We start from the raw sequence: 19,494 nt of genomic DNA, 5'->3' as shown, positions 1-19,494 counted from the left end.
GGTTTCGCGAACCGAACCGCCCTAGGTGTGACTGAGCCGACGATTGACCTCACGTGTCAGCCACGCAGGCGAGAAACGCGAACCGAGCGACAATGCCTTGGACTGGATTCCGACGGGGAAATGCACCTTGTGCAGCACACGCCTCGACGGTCGCGTGGCCTTGAAGATGCCTTCGGAAACATCGTTCGGGGTGAGTTTGATGCCGAGGGAGTTGGTGGTACCGGTCGAGACTCCCTTGGTCATCGCGGTGTCGACGAACAGCGGCCACATCGCCTTGACCGAGATGTCGTGTTCGGCCCACTCGAGATCGAGAGCTTCGGTGATGCCGCGGACCGCGAACTTGGATGCACCGTAGGTGACGAGCTCGGGCTGGCCGTAGATCGCCGACGCCGAGCACAGGTTGACCACCTGAGCTCCAGGAGTCGCCTTCAGATAGGGGAACGCAGCGAGGGTGCCGTACAGGACCCCGTTGACGTTGATGTCGATCTGGCGCTTGTGCACCTCGAGAGGCATTTCTTCGAAACGTCCCGCGACGAGAATGCCCGCATTGTTGATCAGGATGTCCAGACGCCCGCCGGATTCGGCGTCGAACTCCTTCAATCGCTCCTCCCACTGCTGGGGGTTCGTCACGTCCAGCACTCCGGTCACCACGCGCCCACCTGCGGCGACGACTTCTTTGCTCAGGGAGGCGAGGCCGGTTTCGTCGATGTCGTACGCGCCGACGAGATATCCCGATCGGGCGAATTTCAGGGCTGTGGAACGTCCGATTCCGGCAGCGGCGCCGGTGATGAACACGGTTTGAGTGGGCACTCCGACAGGATAGGCGTTACTCGGATTATCGGTAAGTCACTCGGAGGATTTCGGGACTACGATCGAAATGTCGTCGAGGAGATTTGGGTGAATCACGAACGGATTCTGCGTGCGGTCGCTTTCGTGGCGGCCGGGTACGTACTCGTGTTGGTGGTGTGGGCTACCTGGCTCCGACCGCACACCGAGCCCGGAACGTTGCCCTATCAGCTGACCGCTCTCGTCGCAGGGTTCGCAGTGGCACTCGGCGTGGCGATGATGGTGGCCAACCGCCGCACGGCGGAAGAGCGCGCCCTGGCCAAGAAGGGCATAGAAGGGTGGGCCCGGGTGGAAGCCGCCCGCAAGATCGACGACACATCCACCGAACTCCATCTCGAATTCACCGTGCCGGGAGCCGACTCGTTCGCCGGACGCATCGTGTACCGAATTCCCCCGGACGAGGCGACACGCTTCGAGCCAGGTCAAACCCTACCGATCATGGTCGATCCGTCGGACCACCACCGAGTGCTACTGCTCCCCGGACAGCCCCTCGACCAGGAGTAACTGTGCAAGTGCATAGGTGGCGAGGATGACACCCTCCGAGATGCGTCTGGCCTTCTCTCCGTCGAGTGCGAGCCTGCGAAAGACGATCACCGCATCGGACACCGTGAACAGGATTCCTCCTGCGGCGAGCCAGGTCCGGCGGTCGTCGACGGTCGGCAGCACGAGAGACGCGCGCACCGATGCGCCGGGCGCAAGAGCGGGGTCGGCTGCGAGAGTGGACATCGTGGCCAACGACAGCCCGTAGGCCGCCAGACCAGGCGCGACGCCGGGAGACCGCGTGGCCAACGAGGCCGCCGCGATCGACCATCCTGCAAACCGAGGGACCGCGGCTGCCGCCGTGATTCGGGCACCTCGCGAGGTCAGCATCGCTGTGTAGCACGCCTGCATGACCGCGAAAGCACCTGCGCCGCGCAGTATGCGCGAGTCGTCGTCGGGATCGATCAGCAGCACATCGCCCACCGTCGCGGCAGCCAGGGCCACTCCCATCAGCGGCGACGGACGGCGCACGCTCGCCGCGAGGGCAGGCATCATCGCCGGTTTGGCCACCGCGTGCAACCGCGGGTTCCCCGTCACGGCCCCCACCACGGTCGCAACCGTGGCCGAGGCGAAGACTGCCCTCGCTACCGTGGATCGATCGATCACCCGAACTCCTCCATGCTTCGCACAACTAATAAAAGTGTGATGCTGGCCCCTATCGCTTGATCGGAACCGCGCAGCTTGTCATCGTTGAAAGGTAAACACGTGACACGAGACGTTGGGACGACTATGCGCCGGAAACATTCAGAGCACGCTCGTTCCACCGGCGTCGAGTACCTCGCGTCGCACAATCCTTTGCTTCGACGATCCGACCGCGTTCAGGCGACCGCGAAGAACGTCGTCGTCACCCTGCTCATTCTGATGCTGCCGATCGCGGTCTGGCTCGGCATGGCCTCCCTGTCGGCGCAGCAGAGTCGGGTTGCCGACCAGCAGGTCTCCGTTCAACCGGCAACCGCAACGACAACGGCCGAGGCAATCGCAGCACCGGTCGCGTCGAGCGAGTTCGCGTCGACGCCCACTTCGAATGTCGAAGCAACCTGGTCCTTCGACGGCGCCGAGCACAGCGGCACCGTGTCGGTCACCGCCGGAACGCCCGAGGGCACGCAGACCAGGATCTGGGTCGATCGCAACGGCGATCGGACCACACAGCCGATCACGAATGCCGATGCAGTCGCCGCAGCCCTGTTCACCGGAATCGGCAGCCTGTTCGCGGTCGCACTGGTGCTGTTCGGGTTCTATTCGGCCCTGAAATTTCGACTCGACATGGGCCGCAACGCCGACTGGGACAAGGCGATCACGAAATTCCTGGACGAACACAACGCGTCCTGACGCACTCGTTCGTCGCGCCAATTGCCGCCCGAGGCGAAATACATAATTAGCTTATGTAACATAATGTGCATGCCCGACACCGACGCCTCGATGCGCGACCTCCTGGTCGAACTGGTCACCACCTCGTCGAGATTCGCCCGCCTCGCCGCCCGGCTCGGCAGCGACGAGCATCCCAGGGCATGGATGCGAGCCCTCTCGCTCCTCGAGGAGTATCAGCCGCTGCGCATCAGCGAGTTCGCCGTCATCGACCGATGCTCACAGCCCTCGGCGACCGCGCTGCTGAAGAAGCTGGTCGACCAGGGGCTCGTCGAACGCACGTCCGACCCGTCGGATTCGCGCGCCGTTCTCGTCGAGACGACGGACAAGGGCGCGGCCTGGTTGGCCGACGGACGCGCCTTCATCGGCGACGGGCTTGTCCCCTACCTCTCCGATCTCGACCCGGAGCAATTGAAGAAGCTGACCGACGGATTGGGCGAACTGCGCACCATGCTCAAGACGTCGATCTCCGATCAGTAGCGACATATTCGCAAAAAGAAATAGCAGTGAACACAACGTCGGACAGCCTGCTGAAGCAGCCGAAAGCCGTCTGGGCGGTGGCATTCGCCAGCGTCATCGCCTTCATGGGCATCGGTCTCGTCGACCCGATCCTCAAACCGATCGGCGAGCAGCTCGACGCGTCGCCCTCCCAGGTCTCGTTGCTGTTCACCAGCTACATGCTGGTCACCGGCGTCGCGATGCTGATCACCGGCGTCGTGTCCAGTCGTTTCGGTCCGAAGCGCACGCTGCTGGCGGGACTGGCGATCATCGTGGTGTTCGCCGCGCTCGCCGGCCTGTCCGGTTCGGTCGGTGAAATCATCGGCTTCCGCGCCGGATGGGGATTGGGCAACGCACTCTTCATCGCGACTGCCCTGTCGACGATCGTCGGCGCCGCCTCCGGTGGCGTCGCGCGCGCGATCATTCTGTACGAGGCCGCGCTCGGCATCGGCATCGCGACGGGCCCGCTTGTCGGCGGCGTGCTCGGTGGATTCTCATGGCGCGGACCCTTCTTTGTGTGTCGCCGTGTTCCCCACCGCTCGCGGGCATCGACACCGACCGTGTGATGGTCGACTTCGACGACTCCATCATCGAAGTCCACGGCCACAGCAAACAAGGATCCGGCTACGGCTACTCGGCATCCTAGGCCTGAACTCGCTGATCACCACGGTCACCACCGACACCGCGGCGCCGGCACCAGGGCCAGGGCCAGGGCCAACTATTCGACGTGTGGCGCTTCCACTCATTTTTCACCACCACCGACCCCGACGAGGTCGACACCGTGACCGCCGATCAGATCCACCGCCGCCACACGATCATCGAACAAGTCCACGCCGATCAAGAACTCCGCCCACGCCCATCTACCCTCGGCGCACTTCTGCGCCAACGCAGCTTGGCTGGTCTGTGCGGTCATGGCATTCAACCTCACCCGCGCCGCCGCGACACTCACCGGTGACCGGAAATTGGTCAAAGCGACGACCGGGACGATCCGGCGAACCCTGATCACCGTCCCGACCCTGATCACCGTCCCGACCCGGATCGCCTACTCCGCACGAAAAATCACCATGCATCTACCGCAGAAGTGGCCATGAGAGAAAGCCTGGATCGCACTGTTCGGCAACATCTTCCGCCAGAATGCTCGATCTCGCACCTAACCAGACGAACCCAGCCCGCCCACAACGCGAAAGGCTCAGTGGAACAACCCGATACATGAGATCGGGCACGCAGCCATGCCCATGACCGCGCCGAGACCCCACAGCATGATTCACGGCCACCGGCTCAACCCATCGGTACATTCAAGCTAAGTACCGTTCATTGGACGGTCTAAGAAAAATAATGCATGCAATGGCGCTGACGATCAGCGCTGCGACAATCGCATACGCACTTGATTGGAGGGCTTTCCAATAATCGCTGGTAGCGGCCGTACCGAAGAACACCGCGCTCAGAGAGGCGACACCGATAGCAGCGCCGAACTGCTGACTGGTGGTCCATATGCCTGATGCTGAGCCTGCATAGCGCGCCGGGACAGTCGAGAGGAACATTGTTGTCAGCGGCGGCATGACGAGGTTCATCCCGACTCCAATAGCGAACAGGCCGGGGGCAAGGAGCCATGGATCGACATCTATGGTCGCTGTGCCGGCGGCCGCGAGGACCGCGAGTGTTCCCGCTGCACCGATGAGGGTGCCTGCAACCACCGTGTATCGGCCGAATCGGAGTGTGAGACGACCGACGAATACTGCCATGGCAAGTCCGCCGACTGAAAACGCGATGGTGACTACGCCGGCGCGCAGAGGGGTGTAGTCCTGGCCGTCCTGCAGCCACACGATAAATACCAGAAGAAAGCCGCTGAATGCTGCGAAGGCAATGAGCTGTACCACCATGGCAACGCCGCTGATTCGTTCCTTGAGAAGGCCAAGGGGAAGTAGTGCGCCAGCGCGGAGCGCAGCATTTCGGTGTTCACCGAACGCCACCGATACAACCGCGACTATCCCACCCAGCATGACACCCCACGTCCATGGCGCCCAATTGTGAGCGCGCCCCTCCAAGAGCGGAAAGATGATTGCGATCAAGCCAGCTGTGAGCACAGTGGCAGGAAGCCATCGGGGCCGGAAGGCATCTGGAGCGCGGTTCTCCGGAATCAGCCAAGCGCCGAGCGCGAGAAGGATTGCAGCGGCCGGAACGCTGACCCAGAAGACTGTTCGCCAACCCAGGCCCGCGATGTCGGCCGAGATGAGAATGCCGCCGAGTAGTAGCCCTCCTGCCTGGGCAAGACCCGCGGCAAGGCCGAACAATCCGAATACCGTTGCGCGTTCTTTTCCGGTGAACAGGGTGTACAGAGTGCTCATAACCTGTGGTGCCAGTATTGCGGCTGCAACGCCTTGGCCTGCCCGAGCTGCGATCAGCTCGCCTGAACTCTGTGCAAGTGCTGACCAGATGCCAGTGACCGCGAACGCTGTGAGACCGACCAGAAAAACCCGCTTGCGGCCCCATAGATCACCGAGTTTGGCAGCGGTGATGAGAGTGACCGCAAAGGCGAGCAGGTACGACGTGGCGATCCAACCAATTTGGGAGGGCGTGCCCGAGAGATCTATCTGAATGACGGGGAGTGCGACGTTGACGATGGTCACGTTCAAGAGATCAAGCATGAACCCCAGGACCAATACGACCATGGCTGCCCAGCGGTACGGGTGCTGTGGTGCGTCCGTGTCATCAGGGGAGGTTGTGGATGCCGTCATCTCCGAGGCTCCTTCTCCGGCGAGTAACATCGCTTTTCGCGATATAGTCGCTCAACTAGGTTTATCGCTTATGCAAGTATCTCGTCTGCGCGAGATACTATGACGGGAGGTTGACGATGGCAACTGCAAGTCCTGACAGGTCTGCCAATGCGGTGGACATTGATGCCGCGATGCGGCGGTACGCGGCGGCGTCGGCACGCATTCAGCAGATTTCTGCCGACGATGCAGGGCTGACCTTGAGTACGTGTGAAGCGAACTTCTTCAACCTTTTGCAGTTGCACGGCCCGCTCAGTCCAGGGTTGCTCGGGCAGCTCACCGATGTCACATCGTCCGGCACAACTACAGGAGTCATCGACCGACTCGAAAAGGCCGGGTACGTCGAGCGGACACGTTCAACCGAGGATCGTCGGAAGGTGATCGTGTCGTTGAATGCCGAGCACGTCCACCCGAACGATGGCGCACGCCTGGAGCGACTGGCGGGTGTCCTGGGCCGGTTCGACGATGCGCAATTGTCTGTAATCGCCGAATTCTTAGGTGATTTGGCAGATGCGGAGTCGGCGGCCGCTACGCCGCCAGACTTTCTCGCGGCGCAGTCCGCTTAGTGGAACTGCGCCAGGGCCTCTTCCAGTTCGCCCCTGTCACTGACCTGGATTTGTAACCCATGAATTCGACCGTTGCTGCCATCAAGTGTCCGAGCATGGGTGAGCGCATTCAGATCGTCGATATGAACGATCAACGGCCGCCCGCCGAATGAGCCTGGGTCCTTTACGCGCGCCGTTGCAGACTCCAATGTCGTGGTGACAGAATCGAACGCCGCTGGGACGACTAACTCGCTCGGCAGAGCACTGAAGATGTCGTCAACAGCGAACAGTGACAGGGTCGGTCTACCGCGTGTCGGAACCGACAGCGGGCCGGCCACCTCGTACACGCCACGGTGGTTGCTTGAACGTATGCGGTCAGGATCAATGTATCTTCCGCTAGTTCGGTCACTGACTACAGCATCGAATGAGTAGTCATTCCAGAGTGTCCGTGCAATCGCCCCGGTATCGATGGTCGCGGCGACGCTGGTGTCGACCGATTGTGAAAGTCCCCGAGCGTCCCAGGCGCTCATTCCTGGCTCGCCGGATCCAGCGGTGTGGTCCACTGGCCCGAGGAGTAGACCGCTGCCAGCCAATGCGAAGGTCTGCAGGCTTGCTACCGCACGCGCCAGGTTCCATGGGTGCTCGCGTTGGTTGGCGGCGGCGATTGCGATCCGAGTCTTCGTGATCCTCTGCGAGAGAATCGATGCAACTGCGGTCGGGTCGAGGTGATCGCCATTAGCTGGGTGCGGCGTCAACCGGTCGATCCCGAAAATTACTGTGTCGAATCCGGCGTCGTCGATTCGGTCGGCGAGTTCTCCATCGGAATGGAGAACATTGACTAGTCGGTCGGTGATTGCAAGGAGCCACCGTGTGCTGCGAGTCACGCTGGCACCTCAATTCCGAGCCCGCTTGCGTCCCGGAAGTGGCCGGCCAGGGTCGACGATGCGTATTCATGCTTGTACAGTCCTCGCCGTTGTAGGAGGGGAACGACCTCGTCGACCAGGATGGGCAATGTGTCGACTGTGAGGTCGGGCGCGATGACGAAACCATCTGCGGCGCGGCCACGGAACCAAATTTCGAGTCGATCCGCCAGTTGATCAGGGGCCCCAACAAAAGTGGAGTGTCCTCCGCTCACATAGCGGGTGAGACGCAGCTGTTCGTGCACGGGCAATGTCGCCTGCTCGCCCAACAATTTCAGGGTCGATGCACGTACCGCGTCACGATCATCGATGGCTGATGTTAACGCAGCGGTCAGCACCGATGCGGGAATAGGTCGCTCGGAATCGAGCGTCTCGATGTCGGTGCCGATCAGCGAGCCGAACCAGGCGCGATGCTCGCTGCTGGTCAACGGATCGTTCAAGAACAATTCGTCGACTCTACCGCGGGCTTCACTTTCGGTGCTCCCCAACACGATTCGAATTCCGGGAAGGTATGCGAGTTCGGCTGGTGAACGGCCCGCATATACGGCGTCGGATTTCACTCGCCGATACCCTTCCTGCCCGCCTGCCAGTGTCAGGGCAGAGTCGAACACACCGGTTGCCAGCCTACCTGCAAGAGCGCGGCCTTCGGCTGATGAACTGGCTCGAATGATCGGTGGTCGGCCTTGTCTCGATCGTGGGAGCGGTAACTGGCCCAATACGGTGAAGTTCGTGTTGCGAATCTCGACGGAAGGTCCGCTGCCAGCTGAGTCCCACAGGCGGACCACGACATCCGCGAACTCGTCGGCGCGGCGGTATCGCTGCTTGCGGTCCGGATGGGTTGCCAAGCCAAAGTTGGCTGCTGAGTCTGGAGCGAAGGTGGTGATGAGATTCCAGCTGACCCTCCCGCCAGAGAGGTGATCCAACGACAACAGTCGCTCGGCGAGTCGGTAGGGGTCGTTGTAGGTGGTGGAGGCAGTGACGATGATTCCGATATTATCGGTGTTCGGAATGACGGACGCCCATGCGATAAACCTGTCCAGCCCGTCGACGTCGATCCGATTGGCTCCGAGAAACTGCGATGAGTCACCGGCGAAGACAGCGTCGAACAAGCCACGTTCAGCTTCGCGCGCTACGTCCGACCAGTAGTCGGCTGTGAACAACGCGTGCCCGGACGAATTGCCAGTCAGCCACGCCCGAGGTGATACCCCATAGCTGCGGAGGTTATAGGCCAGTAGGATCTTTCGTCCGTCTGTCATCGAGGGCCTCCTACCGATTCGATCGTTCCAGCGGGCTGCTCGAGTTGGAAATGCTCACGTAGCGTGGATCCGGTGTAGTCGGTGCGGAAGAGACCTCGCGCCTGAAGGATCGGGATGACACGGTCGGCGAAAGCGCGCGCCCCTGAAATACCTTGTGCAGGAGAGAGCGCGAATCCGTCGGCGGCGTTGGTCTCGGTCCAGAGCTCGATGTGGTTGGCTATCTGTTCAGGAGTGCCAAATATCCGGCCGTGGCCGTGTGCAGTGCCGAGTGCGTGCAGGAGCTGTCGAAGCGTCGTTCCGTCCTGTGCGGCGAGATTCAGGAGAATTTGAGGACGCCCCTGCTGTCGGGTGAGGGTGGACGCATTCGGCCAGCGCTCCGCCGGAACCTGCTCGTCCAAGCCGATGTCGGACAAGTCGATGCCGCCGAGCAGTTCCTGAAGGTTCACTCGGGTTCGGTCGTAGTCGATCCGCCGGTGAAACTCGTCCGAGAGTTGCAGTGCGTCAGTCTCGGTTTCGGCGATCGTGAAGACCAAGCCGGGTAGAACACTGACCCGAGTCTCGTCTCTCCCCTGCTGCTTGATCCTGGACTTCACATCTGCATAGAACGTTCGAGCATTGAAAACCTCCCGTTGTGCGGTGAACACTATTTCAGCGTGTCGGGCTGCGAAGTCCTTGCCCGCCTCGGAATCTCCTGCTTGGACAAACACAGGCCGCCCCTGCGGTGGGCGCGCGATATTGAGTGGTCCAGCGACTTGAAAGTGCTTGCCTCGATGGTCGATCGGGTTGATCTTGGATGGGTCGAAGAAGGTTCCGCTGGAGCGGTCGATCTGCACTGCGTCCCCGTCCCAGCTCGCCCACAGCCTGCTGACTACGTCGATGAACTCGTCAGCACGCTCGTAGCGTTCAGCGTGGCTGGGAATGCGGTCGTAACCATAATTCTCCTCTCCGCCTGTCGATGTGACGATGTTCCACCCCACTCTGCCATTGCTCAGATGGTCGATCGTCGCCAGCGTTCGTGCGAGATCGTACGGTTCGGAGAATGTCGTCGATGCTGTTCCGATGAGGCCGATTCTGTCGGTTCGCGCGGCGAGCGCCGCCAACAGTGGCAAGATCTCGAGCGATCCAGCGTATGCCTGCGTCGCGCTTGGTATCGGCGCACCAAATCCGTCGCCACGTATCAGCGCGTCGAATTTGGCCGCTTCAGCAATCTGAGCCAGCTCTACATACGGTGCCAGGGAGTTCAACTCCTCAGCTCGACTGGCTGGATTGCGCCAATCTGTGCTGTCGAGAAAGGTGAGCCAGAGGCCGAGATGGATCTGGCGATCTTCGCGGTCGGTCATGGATTCGCGTACTCCCTTGTCGTAGTGATATTTTCGCAGTGCTTAGTTGTCGACCCACGCGTCGGAGACGATGAGGTTGGACAAGCTGTCCAGACGCAGTCCGTGTACGCGGGGGCCAGCCGCGACGTACCCTGACTCGTTTTCGATGAGCGGGATGCAGATCGCGTCCTCGATCAGAATCTCCTGGGCTTCGGCCAGCAGAGCAGTGCGCGCGGACTGGTCCGGTTCCGTTGCCTGGAGTTGCAGCACCTCTTCCAACCGACCACCGTGGGTGCTGACATCCGAGCTGTTCGTGTAGAGCCACGGCTGGGCCTGCTTGCCTTCGTTCTGGTAGATCTTGCGCAGAATATCCGCATCAGGACTCTTGTTGCCCTGGAACAGATAGTCTGCCCCGGACTCCCACCACGTCGGCCCCGCATTATCGGTGAACTGCAACGTGATCTCGATGCCGACTTCTCTGGCCTGTTCCTTGATCAGAACCAGTGAGTCACGGATTACCGTGTCGTTCGATTTTCCAATTACCTTCAGTTCCAGTCGTTCACCGTTCTTTGCACGGATCCCATCGCTACTGGGATTCCATCCAGCGTCGTCGAGAATGCTGCGAGCTTCGTCGGGGTCGTGTCCGAGCAGGTTATCGAAGCTCTGATGCCCAGTCAGAGTGCTGGTGATCACACTATCGGCCGGAGGCGCGGTCACACCGGTGACCGAGTCGGAGATCTCTTGGCGGTCGATCGCACGTTGGAGGGCACGTCGCACTGCCAGATCCTGAACCAGGGGCTTGGTGAAGTTGGCTTCCAGGTAGTACGGGAGGCCGACCTGTCCCCTCCAGTGGAGTGAGTTTCCGGCCCTTTCCAATGCGATCGCGCCAGGGACTGTGGGTGATTCCGCGATGTCGATCTGACCGCTGGTCAGCGCACCTTCCCGGACGCCTTCTTCTGCCACGAAACGGACATCGATTGTATCGATGCTGGCCGGTCCCTGATGTTCGGCAAGGCCAGACGCCCAGTTGTAGTCCGGCCGCCGCTTGAGCACCAGACTTTCATCAGGAACGTAGCTGTCTATGACGAACGGACCACTTGCGGCGAAGTCAGTTCGGCGCACGATGAGGTCGGTATCAAACGATCGCGGCGAGAGCAATGCCAATTGGCTGGTAGCTACCGTGGTCAGAAACGGTGGATTAGGTTGGGAAAACTTCACAACGGCTGTGTCCGAGTCGATTACATCAGTTCCGACGTAGTGGTCGAACAATCCTCGTAAGTACCACCCGCCCCCGGCAGCGAGGTCAGCAAGCACGCCGTCAAAATTTGCTTGCACCGCGTGTGCATCGATCGGGGCTCCGTCGGAGAAAGTTGCGCCTTCTCGAAGGTGGAACGTGAACTCGGTTGCGGATTCGTTCTCTTCCCACGATGTGGCCAGCCACGGTACGTATTCACCAGTGTCGGGGTCGCGGTCGATGAGAGAATCGCTGAGGGCACGGTTGATCCAGCCATAGTATTGACGCGGGTCGAATGCCGGTGTCGGTTCCGAATATACGGTCAGGGTGCCGTCGTCTGCGCGGTCAGTGGCTGCCTGTGTCGGACCCTCCGAGCCAACGCACGCGGTGAGCGTAAGCACGGCAGCCAACCCAAGAGCGAGTGCGATCGAATGTCGCGCCCTAGGGGCTCGTGTGGAACGTATCATCATGTCTGCGAACCCATTCTGCTGTGTCGTGTCAGTTGCTCGGGAATTCCCGCCAAACTCGGAATCGAATCGATGAGAAGTCGGGTGTAGTCGTGCCTCGGATTTGAGAAGACGTCGTCTACATGGGCCTCCTCTATGAGAGCGCCATGGTGTAGAACTCCGACGCGATCCGCTACGAGCCGGATCACCCCGAGGTCGTGGGAGATGAACAGGTATGTCAGCCCGAACGCGGACTGCAAATCGACCAGGAGCTGTAGGACCTGCGCTTGGACCGAGACATCCAGAGCCGACACCGGCTCGTCGAGAACGATCATCTCCGGACGGAGCGCGACTGCACGCGCGATCGCGACTCGCTGACGTTGCCCACCGGAGAGTTCGGTCGGCTTGCGTCCTAGGTATTCACGCTCAAGTCCCACAGCAGCCAATGCCTCACGAACGCGATCGCTGCGCTCCTGCTTGGAGCCGATTCTGAACCCTTCGAGCGGTTCGGCAACGATATCGGAGACCTTCATCTTCGGGTCCAGCGAGGAGTACGGGTTCTGAAAGATGTATTGCACGGATCGACTGAACTCACGCCTACCGGATCTGCTCGTAGTCAATGCATCACGTCCACGATACGTAAGTGATCCGCTGTCCGGCCGATCGATTCCAGCGATGATCCGAGCCACGGTCGACTTGCCTGACCCCGACTCACCGACCAGTCCGTAGGTGCTGTGCTCCGGGATTGAGAAAGAGATATCCCGGACCGCGCGAGTGACCGTCGTTCCTGCACGTGCGCTGCGTGTGGCGTATGCCTTACTCAAGTTCTCTACTGCGATCAGCTGCGGCTGCAGTCGATCCGCGACTTCGATTCTCGAACTTTCAAGGCGACCGTTGGAGGTAGCGAGGAGCCTACGAGAGGAACGAGAGGGCACCACATCGAACAGCCGGCGGGTGTACGGGTCCCTAGGGCTGCGGACAACTGCGTGTGTTGGCCCATTTTCAACCACATCACCACGGTGAAGCACGACGATGGAATCGGTTCGCTCACTTGCCACCGCAAGATCGTGCGTAATCAACAGCACCGACAGTGACCGTGAACGGACGACATCGTCCAGCAAATCGAGAACGAGTTTCTGAACGGTCACGTCTAAACCTGAGGTCGGCTCGTCGGCGATGATGATCTCGGGTTCCCCTGCGAGCGCAATCGCGATCAGAGCGCGTTGACGCTGGCCACCACTGAGTTGATGCGGAAACGCGTCGTGTATCCGAGCAGGGTCAGTGAGTCCAACCTGCTCGAACAACGCGATCGACCTTCTCCTCAACTCATCTCGATCACGAACTCCCCCATGGAGCCTCAGTGTCTCATCGATCTGGCTTCCCATTCGTTTCACAGGGTTCAGAGCAATGTCCGGATCCTGGGGAACATACGCGATGGAACCACCCCGAATTCTGTTCCACGCCTTTTCGGTGCGGCGCGCAAATAAATCGACATCGCGGAAACTCCCTGTCCCGGAGTCGACCGTCGCATGTGCAGGTAACAACCCAAGCAGCGCATTCGCGATCGTGGACTTTCCAGAACCCGACTGACCAATCAAGGAGAGTCGTTCACCACGATGTAAGCGAAAGGACACATCTGTCACCGCGCGAATCCGTTCCGTTGCGGGCGGGCCGCTCTGAATTCGGCCTCCTCTAGGGTGGTACGAGACGCTCAGATGCTGGACAGCAAGAAGAAGGTTCGAAGAGGTTTCCGTCTCGGTCATCGGACACTCTCCACGAACTTGCTGATTCGGTTCGTTGCGAGTACCACCAGAACAACGGCGAGCCCGGGCAATGTGGTAAGCCACCACGCGTATGCGAGATACGTTCGGCCGTCCGACACCAACGCACCCCATTCCGGTGTCGGCGGTTGCGCGCCGAAGCCTAGAAAGCTCAAGGCAGAGATAGCAAGTAGGGCACCCCCGAACTCCAGCGCTGAGAGAGCGACCACCGGGCCTAGGGCATGAGGAAGAACATGCCGCCGGAGAATTCGGTACCACCTGACCCCTGAATGCGTTGCAGCTGTTACGAAATCCGATGTGCGCACGCGAAGAACTTCGGCACGCAGAACGCGGGTGAGTGACGCGATGGAACTGACGCCGACTGCGATAGCGATATTGACGATCCCGAAGCCCAAGCCTGTCACGAGCATGAGTGCGACAAGCAGTCCGGGCACCGCCAAGAACACATCGATCAGACGTCCGACAATCTCGTCCACGAGACCTCTGAAATAACCTGCAAGCAGGCCGATCGCGATGCTGACGGATACGCCGATTGTCAGCGCGAGCAGTGCTGCGACCAGAGTCGTTCTGGTCCCGAACACGAATCGTGTGAACAGATCACGTCCGAGACTGTCCGTGCCGAATGGATGCGCAAAGGATGGCTCGGCCAGAATATTGGTCAAGTCTCTGGCGTATGGATTGTAGGCGGTCAAGATCGAAGGAAACGCCGCGAAAAGTACGACGACCAGCAAGACGAGAACGGACAAGACGAGAGTCGGCTGCACTTTTCGAGGGTGGACAGCGCGTGCCAGGTTCCGCCGAGACCACCTCGGCTCGCGGTCACCGACCTGCCTGTCCATCGCCGAGGACATTGATGCGTGAACGGTGGAGTCCAGGGAGTCGAGCAATGTTCTGTCAGACATTTCGATTCAGCCAATCGTGATTCTGGGGTCGATCTTGGGGTAGACCATGTCGACGATCAGGTTGGCCACCGCGTAGATCACGGCAGAGAAGATGACGACACCTTGTACGACTGGAATATCCTGCTGCATAACCGATGTCTGCAGAAGACGGCCCAAGCCCTGACGCGAAAAGACGGTCTCGACCACAACTGTGCCGGCGAGAATTCCCCCGACTGACAAGCCGAGCAGAGTGGTGGCGGGGATAATGGCAGTTCGTAGCGCGTGTCTGATCACCATGCGCAGATGTGGGACACCTCGTGCTCGTAGATAGTCTCCGTAGGGCGAACGAATGCCTGCATGGAGGCTCGTCGCAGTCACTTGCGCTATCCCGGCGCTCGTTGGAATAGCCAGAGTGAGCGCAGGCAATACGAGTTGACTGGTGCTGCCACTTCCGATGGGGGGCAACCAACCGAGCCGGAACGCAAAGAACTGGATCAGAAGTAGCCCTACGAAGAACGTCGGTAGAGAGGAAAACAGGGGAGGAACAGCGAACAGAGCGTTCCGAAGAAAAGGTCTACGAACCAGATTTGCAGCAACTGCGATAGCCAGTCCCAAGGCAGTACCCAACACCAGGCCAGCCGCTCCGAGTTGCAATGTACTGGGGACGGCTTGTCCGACCACTGTGGTGACTGGGAGGCCGGTGTCGACCGACGTTCCTAGATCTCCTCGCAGCGCCCGTAGCAGAAGCGTCAAATACTGCTCCAACGGTGGACGATCGAGTCCATATTTCTGTTCGAGTGCTGCTATCGCAGCGGGGTCTGCGGCCGAGCTGCCGCCACTGATGTTGCGAAGCATGATTTCGGCGGCGTTGCTGGGCAGAAGGAAAAGCAGCAGCCAGCTCAACGTATATGCAGCCCAGATCACGAACGCCGCATAGCCGAGTCGTCGCGCAACGTACGTGTTCCTCCGACCAAGTCCGATCCTTCGGCCGTGCCCGGAGTCTCTTCTCTGGACGGCGGTTGCCACCTCGATGCTCACTACGTCACAAACCTCTCACCAAGACATTAATATCGTCAATGCGAGATACTGGACCATGCGACTATATTGTGCACGAGATATACTCACCGTGACGTTAAGTATGCCCTGGATCCACACGGCCCTGTAGGACTCCAAGAGGAATGGTTCGAACGTTCGTACGCAACAAGACGGGGAGTCGAATGCTTCAACAGAACACCACTAAGCGCATCGGATTCTGGTTCCTGCACCTACATCAGCAGTTCGAGGAGGGGACAGCGGAAGCGCTGCAGAGTGAAGACCTCAGCAGGAGGAGTGGCAGATTCTTCATGCGTTGCCGATAGGCGTCGACACCGTTTCAGGCTTGGATGACGCTTTTGACGAGGCTCAGCTAAGCATGCAACAGCCGTTCGGGAGGATTCGGTCGGCACTGCGGAATAGATGCAGGCTGTCGTGGTCTTCGCTGGACAATGCGATGCGGATGCCGTCGGCGCGGAGCTTCGCGGTCGCGAGAAATGCTTGTTCGGCGTGTTCGTCGCGGGCTGCGATGTAGTGCATGGTCATCGTCGGGGTGGCATAGCCGGCATAGCGTTGGAGCACGTGAACCGGTAAACCGAGTTCAGCCAGGCGGGTGAGCCGGGTCTGACGAAACCGGTGAGTGTGACTCAGTTGTACCGGTGGCCGCGCGAATCTCTGATCTGAATCACAGAACTGAGCGTGCGCAATACCCAGTTATACGTGCCGGATGGAACGTTTTGTCGCCGCGACGGTTGCCGCTACGTTGGACGAACAAGAAGCGGTGATCAACATTCGGGCAGTGAGTGTGCAGCCAATCTCGTTGTTCAGCAATAATTTCAGCTACTTCACGGTCGACGAGAATGGTGTCCGGTGCGACGTCGATCTTGCTCTGAGCGTAGCGGAACCTCGACAAAGTTCCGTTGGCGTCGGCGCTGTGATCGGAGGCGGCGGAAAGACAGTCGTAATCGCACGTTCGGATCTCGCTCGAACGTCGGCCGTGAGGACTTGGAGCAGGATCATGCGCATGGCTTGCAGATCGTCGAGCCCGTCGACAGTTATGTCGGATCCGTCCCCGCGTGTGAGGGTGAGCTGTTGATCGCGGGGCAACCCGATCAACGGCAGCGCTGCGGTGATCTGGCTGAGCCCATGGTCGTCTATGTAGTGGGTGTCGCTGAACCCGCGATGGTGTGGAATTCGGGTCACTCGGCCGAACCAGCTGTCCGCGTGGGTGGTGGTCACGTGCTGCCAAGGGCCAGGCACAGAACGGAATGCGACTCGGCGGGGTTGGCCGCGACGAATTCGAAGAGACCGGCGACGGCACGCAGGTCGTCGCTCACGGCGCGGATCGGCACGGGTCTCCACCGGCCGAAGGTCCTCGCCCACGTGGACGATCACGACCCGGCACCGCACAGCGTGGACGAGGCACAGGCGGTGACGGTCGGAGACTAGTGACACCGCGGGAGTCACTTGTTTCACTTCAGTCCCATACGTAACACTTCGATAACCTATCCTCCGGTAAAGCTTCACAAACCCTTCGGTCCGTTACGGTCCTTGGAGCACTAGTACGTGTGCCTCACTAAAGACATTTCCGGATCGGGACGGGAGTGTTGGCGGCCTCGGCTGCCACGACCGAAGGGCTAGAAGATCCATGTCGCACAAGTCGATCACTCGATCACGGAAGACCCGCCTCGCCGCAGCCGGCGCTGCAGTTGCACTGTCGTTCGCCCTCGCAGGACCGGGTATCGCCAGCGCACAGCCGGAAACGCCTGCCGAGACACCCGCCGTCGACGCTCCGACAGAGGTGGAGACCGGAGAAACGTCGGCACCGGCAACCAGCCCTGAGGCGACGACACCCGAGAGCACCGACACCGCAACCGGCGAGCTACAGCCGCCTGCCCAGGTTCCCACCGCCGGAACCGGCGACGCCTCCGTTGCGGCCGTCCCTCCGCCCGCCGCGCCGTCCACCGAGCGACCCTTTCCTCAGATCACCGGCGGAGTGGTGTTCAACGCGGACGGAACTGCGACGATCAACCTCGATATCGTCCCGCAGCTGTCCGACGCCGAGAAGCAAGCGCTCGTCGACGCCGAAGCGAAGAGCAAGGCGGCAGTCGAAGCCTCTACCGCCGCGCAGGTACGACTCGACGCGGCCACTACCGCCGACGCTGCTGCCAGCACCGCGGTGACCAAGGCCGAGCTCGCTGCCGCAGACGCTGCGGCCAAGGCCACGCAGGCGGACACCGTCGCCGCAGCTGCGGAGCTGGACAGGATCGCGGCGGTCGCAGCGGTCAACAAGGCCAAGTCCGACACCGCCGATCTGCAGGCCGCTTCCGATGCCGCAGCGCAGGCGAAGACCGACGCCGATGCCGAAGCAGCTGCTGCGGCGGCATTGGCAGACGAGCTCGAAGCGACCGCGAAGGCAGCCGGTACCCCGGCCGACGTCGCGGCCGCCACTGCTGCGAGAGCCGACGCGGATGCCAAGGCCGAACTTGCTGCAACGGCGTCAGCCGATGCCGAGGCGTCGGCGAAGGCGTTGCAGGATTCGCTGACAGCAGTGCAGGATTCGTTCAAGACACTCAACATCGCGAAGGTCAGTGCGGCGATACGGGCCGCTGCAGCCAGGGCAGCGGAATCCCTGTCGGCAGCGATCGAAGCACGAACTGCACTCGACGTGGCCACCGCTGCCGAGGCGAGAGCCAAAGAGCTCGAAGCCACCGCCGCCGCCTCCACCGAGGCTGCAGTAGAAGCCAACAAGGCTGCCGACGACGCGCGCGCTGCCGCCACGGCAGCTCAGGCCGCCGCCGCAGCCGCAGCCGAAGCTGCCACCGCAGCCGAAGCCGACCTCGCCGCAGCACCGTCGGACGCGGACATCGCCACCCTCGAAGCTGCAGTCACATCCGCGCAGCAGGCAGTGGACGACGCCAACGCCGCCGCAGCCGCTGCCGAAGCCGAGGTCACCGAAGCCGACGCTGCAGTGACAGCGGCCCAGGCGGACGCCGACGCGAAGGCAGGCGAGTTGACGGCCGCGCAGACGGCGGCAACGGACGCGAAGACAGCTGCCGATGCAGCGACGAAGGCGGAAGCCGATCTGGTGGCAAAGGCAGCCGAAGTGGCCGCCAGTGGACCGAAGTTCAGCTGGACGATCAACCTGGGCACCACCGTCAAGGAGGACGTCCCGGTCACGCAGGTCAGTGATACGTCGGTCGTCGTCGACGAGACCGGTGTCGAATTGATCGGCGTGTCCAACGAGGACGGCTCGTTCACCGTCGCGGACTACTTCACCACCAACGACGACGGCGTCACCGTTGTCGCCGGCGAGCTGCCCGCGGTGGACCTCGCTCTCGGGGATTCCTCGGACGCGGCGTCGGGTGGCTCCGACAGCTCGTCCGCCACCCCGGCGATCCTGGCCGGAGTCGGCATCGTCGCGATCGCGGCCGTCGGCGGCGGCATCTACCTGCGTCGTCGCAACTCGACAGATGCGTCTTCGTAGACTCGCAGTCGCACTGGGGCTGGCACTTCTCGTATCGGGTTGCGCCGCAGAGGAACCGGCAGTGGTTCCTCCGGACCGGTCAGCGGTGGAGTCACGGATCTCCGTGGCTCCACCCGCCCCGGTTGCACCTGCCCAGCCCGACTGGATAGAACTGAGATCGGCCGATTCGGTGACGTACATGAGCAGTCCGGTGGACCCCGAAGGCCTGTTCCGCAACAGCGACCAAGTGTTGAACCCGGTCGACGAACTACCTGCGTGGTGGGCCGAGAGCGGACTGCCGGGAACCGACACCCAGGAGACGGTAGTGGTTGTGGGACACAACTACTCCAAGCGCGATGCTCCGTTCAAGGCCTTGGGAGTGGCGCAGCCGGGAGACGAAATAGTGCTGCGAACATCGAGCGGGGTCCTGCGGTACTCCGTCGACACCGTCGGACCCTTACCCAAGGGTTCGCTGTTGAGCGACAACGACTTACGCGCCCAAGTACCGGGCCGCCTGATCCTCGCCAACTGCGACGTGCGAAACGGCGAACCCACGAACGACAATTACATCGTCGTCGCGCACGTCACGTGAGG

18 protein-coding genes and 2 pseudogenes are annotated in these 19,494 nt (G+C 61.3%); 9 read left to right on the top strand and 11 right to left on the bottom strand.

Annotated features, from left to right (window positions below; all coding sequences use genetic code 11):
- Window positions 1-21 precede the first annotated feature (21 nt).
- Window positions 22-810, bottom strand: a complete 789-nt coding sequence (locus RY1_RS12200; RefSeq protein WP_371829469.1) for an SDR family oxidoreductase — start codon at window positions 808-810, stop codon at window positions 22-24.
- A gap of 87 nt (window positions 811-897) precedes the next feature.
- Between RY1_RS12200 and RY1_RS12195 the strand changes: the two genes are divergently transcribed.
- The gene (locus RY1_RS12195) at window positions 898-1,350 is read left to right on the top strand and encodes a hypothetical protein (RefSeq protein ID WP_072803837.1); all 453 of its coding nucleotides are present in this window, start codon (window positions 898-900) and stop codon (window positions 1,348-1,350) included.
- On the opposite strand, the gene RY1_RS12190 is transcribed toward RY1_RS12195, so the two are convergent.
- Window positions 1,315-1,989: a lysoplasmalogenase family protein gene (locus tag RY1_RS12190; RefSeq protein WP_072804026.1), complete on the bottom strand. Its 675-nt coding sequence runs from the start codon at window positions 1,987-1,989 to the stop codon at window positions 1,315-1,317. The two genes, RY1_RS12195 and RY1_RS12190, sit on opposite strands and share 36 nt — an antisense overlap.
- 102 nt (window positions 1,990-2,091) lie before the next feature.
- On the opposite strand from RY1_RS12190, the gene RY1_RS12185 reads away from it, so the two are divergent.
- The 4 genes and pseudogenes from RY1_RS12185 to RY1_RS29375 form a co-directional block, all read left to right on the top strand.
- Window positions 2,092-2,715 carry an Rv1733c family protein gene (locus tag RY1_RS12185; RefSeq protein WP_245819622.1) on the top strand — a complete coding sequence of 208 codons (624 nt, stop codon included), beginning with the start codon at window positions 2,092-2,094 and terminating at the stop codon, window positions 2,713-2,715.
- Between the two features lie 69 nt (window positions 2,716-2,784).
- The gene (locus RY1_RS12180) at window positions 2,785-3,231 is read left to right on the top strand and encodes a MarR family winged helix-turn-helix transcriptional regulator (RefSeq protein WP_072804025.1); all 447 of its coding nucleotides are present in this window, start codon (window positions 2,785-2,787) and stop codon (window positions 3,229-3,231) included.
- 20 nt (window positions 3,232-3,251) lie between these two features.
- Window positions 3,252-3,764, top strand: a pseudogene (locus RY1_RS12175) (MFS transporter); the annotation flags it as partial.
- A gap of 185 nt (window positions 3,765-3,949) precedes the next feature.
- Window positions 3,950-4,340: pseudogene (locus tag RY1_RS29375) on the top strand (IS1380 family transposase); the annotation flags it as partial.
- A gap of 204 nt (window positions 4,341-4,544) precedes the next feature.
- Here the strand turns inward: RY1_RS29375 and RY1_RS12165 are convergent.
- A complete protein-coding gene (locus RY1_RS12165) occupies window positions 4,545-5,984 on the bottom strand; it encodes an MFS transporter (protein WP_072804024.1) in 1,440 nt (479 codons plus the stop codon).
- A gap of 116 nt (window positions 5,985-6,100) precedes the next feature.
- On the opposite strand from RY1_RS12165, the gene RY1_RS12160 reads away from it, so the two are divergent.
- The gene (locus RY1_RS12160; RefSeq protein ID WP_084727370.1) at window positions 6,101-6,586 is read left to right on the top strand and encodes a MarR family winged helix-turn-helix transcriptional regulator; all 486 of its coding nucleotides are present in this window, start codon (window positions 6,101-6,103) and stop codon (window positions 6,584-6,586) included.
- Here RY1_RS12160 and RY1_RS12155 read toward each other — a convergent pair.
- The 8 genes from RY1_RS12155 to RY1_RS30840 all read right to left on the bottom strand — a co-directional run bounded on the left by RY1_RS12155 (window position 6,583) and on the right by RY1_RS30840 (window position 15,980).
- Entirely contained in the window at window positions 6,583-7,449 is an 867-nt protein-coding gene (locus RY1_RS12155; RefSeq protein WP_072803834.1) for an LLM class flavin-dependent oxidoreductase, read from the bottom strand. The two genes, RY1_RS12160 and RY1_RS12155, sit on opposite strands and share 4 nt — an antisense overlap.
- Entirely contained in the window at window positions 7,446-8,741 is a 1,296-nt protein-coding gene (locus tag RY1_RS12150; RefSeq protein ID WP_072803833.1) for an LLM class flavin-dependent oxidoreductase, read from the bottom strand. Before RY1_RS12150 ends, RY1_RS12155 begins: the two co-directional genes overlap by 4 nt.
- Window positions 8,738-10,081, bottom strand: a complete 1,344-nt coding sequence (locus RY1_RS12145; RefSeq protein ID WP_072803832.1) for an NtaA/DmoA family FMN-dependent monooxygenase — start codon at window positions 10,079-10,081, stop codon at window positions 8,738-8,740. The genes RY1_RS12150 and RY1_RS12145 overlap by 4 nt, the downstream gene beginning before the upstream one ends.
- A 42-nt stretch (window positions 10,082-10,123) precedes the next feature.
- Window positions 10,124-11,761, bottom strand: a complete 1,638-nt coding sequence (locus RY1_RS12140) for an ABC transporter substrate-binding protein (RefSeq protein WP_245819638.1) — start codon at window positions 11,759-11,761, stop codon at window positions 10,124-10,126.
- Entirely contained in the window at window positions 11,761-13,503 is a 1,743-nt protein-coding gene (locus RY1_RS12135) for a dipeptide ABC transporter ATP-binding protein (RefSeq protein WP_072803830.1), read from the bottom strand. The genes RY1_RS12140 and RY1_RS12135 overlap by 1 nt, the downstream gene beginning before the upstream one ends.
- Entirely contained in the window at window positions 13,500-14,423 is a 924-nt protein-coding gene (locus tag RY1_RS12130) for an ABC transporter permease (RefSeq protein WP_072803829.1), read from the bottom strand. Before RY1_RS12130 ends, RY1_RS12135 begins: the two co-directional genes overlap by 4 nt.
- Window positions 14,424-14,429: 6 nt before the next feature.
- The gene (locus RY1_RS12125; RefSeq protein ID WP_245819621.1) at window positions 14,430-15,440 is read right to left on the bottom strand and encodes an ABC transporter permease; all 1,011 of its coding nucleotides are present in this window, start codon (window positions 15,438-15,440) and stop codon (window positions 14,430-14,432) included.
- A gap of 363 nt (window positions 15,441-15,803) precedes the next feature.
- Entirely contained in the window at window positions 15,804-15,980 is a 177-nt protein-coding gene (locus tag RY1_RS30840) for a hypothetical protein (protein ID WP_281249972.1), read from the bottom strand.
- Between the two features lie 483 nt (window positions 15,981-16,463).
- Here RY1_RS30840 and RY1_RS30835 point away from each other — a divergent pair, with 483 nt between their 5' ends.
- The 3 genes from RY1_RS30835 (at window position 16,464) to RY1_RS12110 (ending at window position 19,492) form a co-directional block, all read left to right on the top strand.
- Complete coding sequence (locus RY1_RS30835) at window positions 16,464-16,883, top strand: hypothetical protein (RefSeq protein ID WP_281249973.1); 420 nt, start codon at window positions 16,464-16,466, stop codon at window positions 16,881-16,883.
- Window positions 16,884-17,082: 199 nt separating this feature from the next.
- Window positions 17,083-18,921 (top strand): hypothetical protein, encoded by a 1,839-nt coding sequence (locus RY1_RS12115; protein WP_072803828.1) that lies wholly within the window; start codon window positions 17,083-17,085, stop codon window positions 18,919-18,921.
- Window positions 18,908-19,492, top strand: coding sequence for a class F sortase (locus RY1_RS12110; RefSeq protein WP_072803827.1), 585 nt, complete (start codon window positions 18,908-18,910; stop codon window positions 19,490-19,492). The genes RY1_RS12115 and RY1_RS12110 overlap by 14 nt, the downstream gene beginning before the upstream one ends.
- Window positions 19,493-19,494: the final 2 nt, after the last annotated feature.

The organism is Rhodococcus yunnanensis NBRC 103083, from assembly GCF_001895005.1.
GTDB classification, from domain to species: domain Bacteria; phylum Actinomycetota; class Actinomycetes; order Mycobacteriales; family Mycobacteriaceae; genus Rhodococcoides; species Rhodococcoides yunnanense.
The sequence above is the reverse complement of the archived record's forward strand: the minus strand, read 5'-3'. Positions and strand labels throughout refer to the sequence as shown.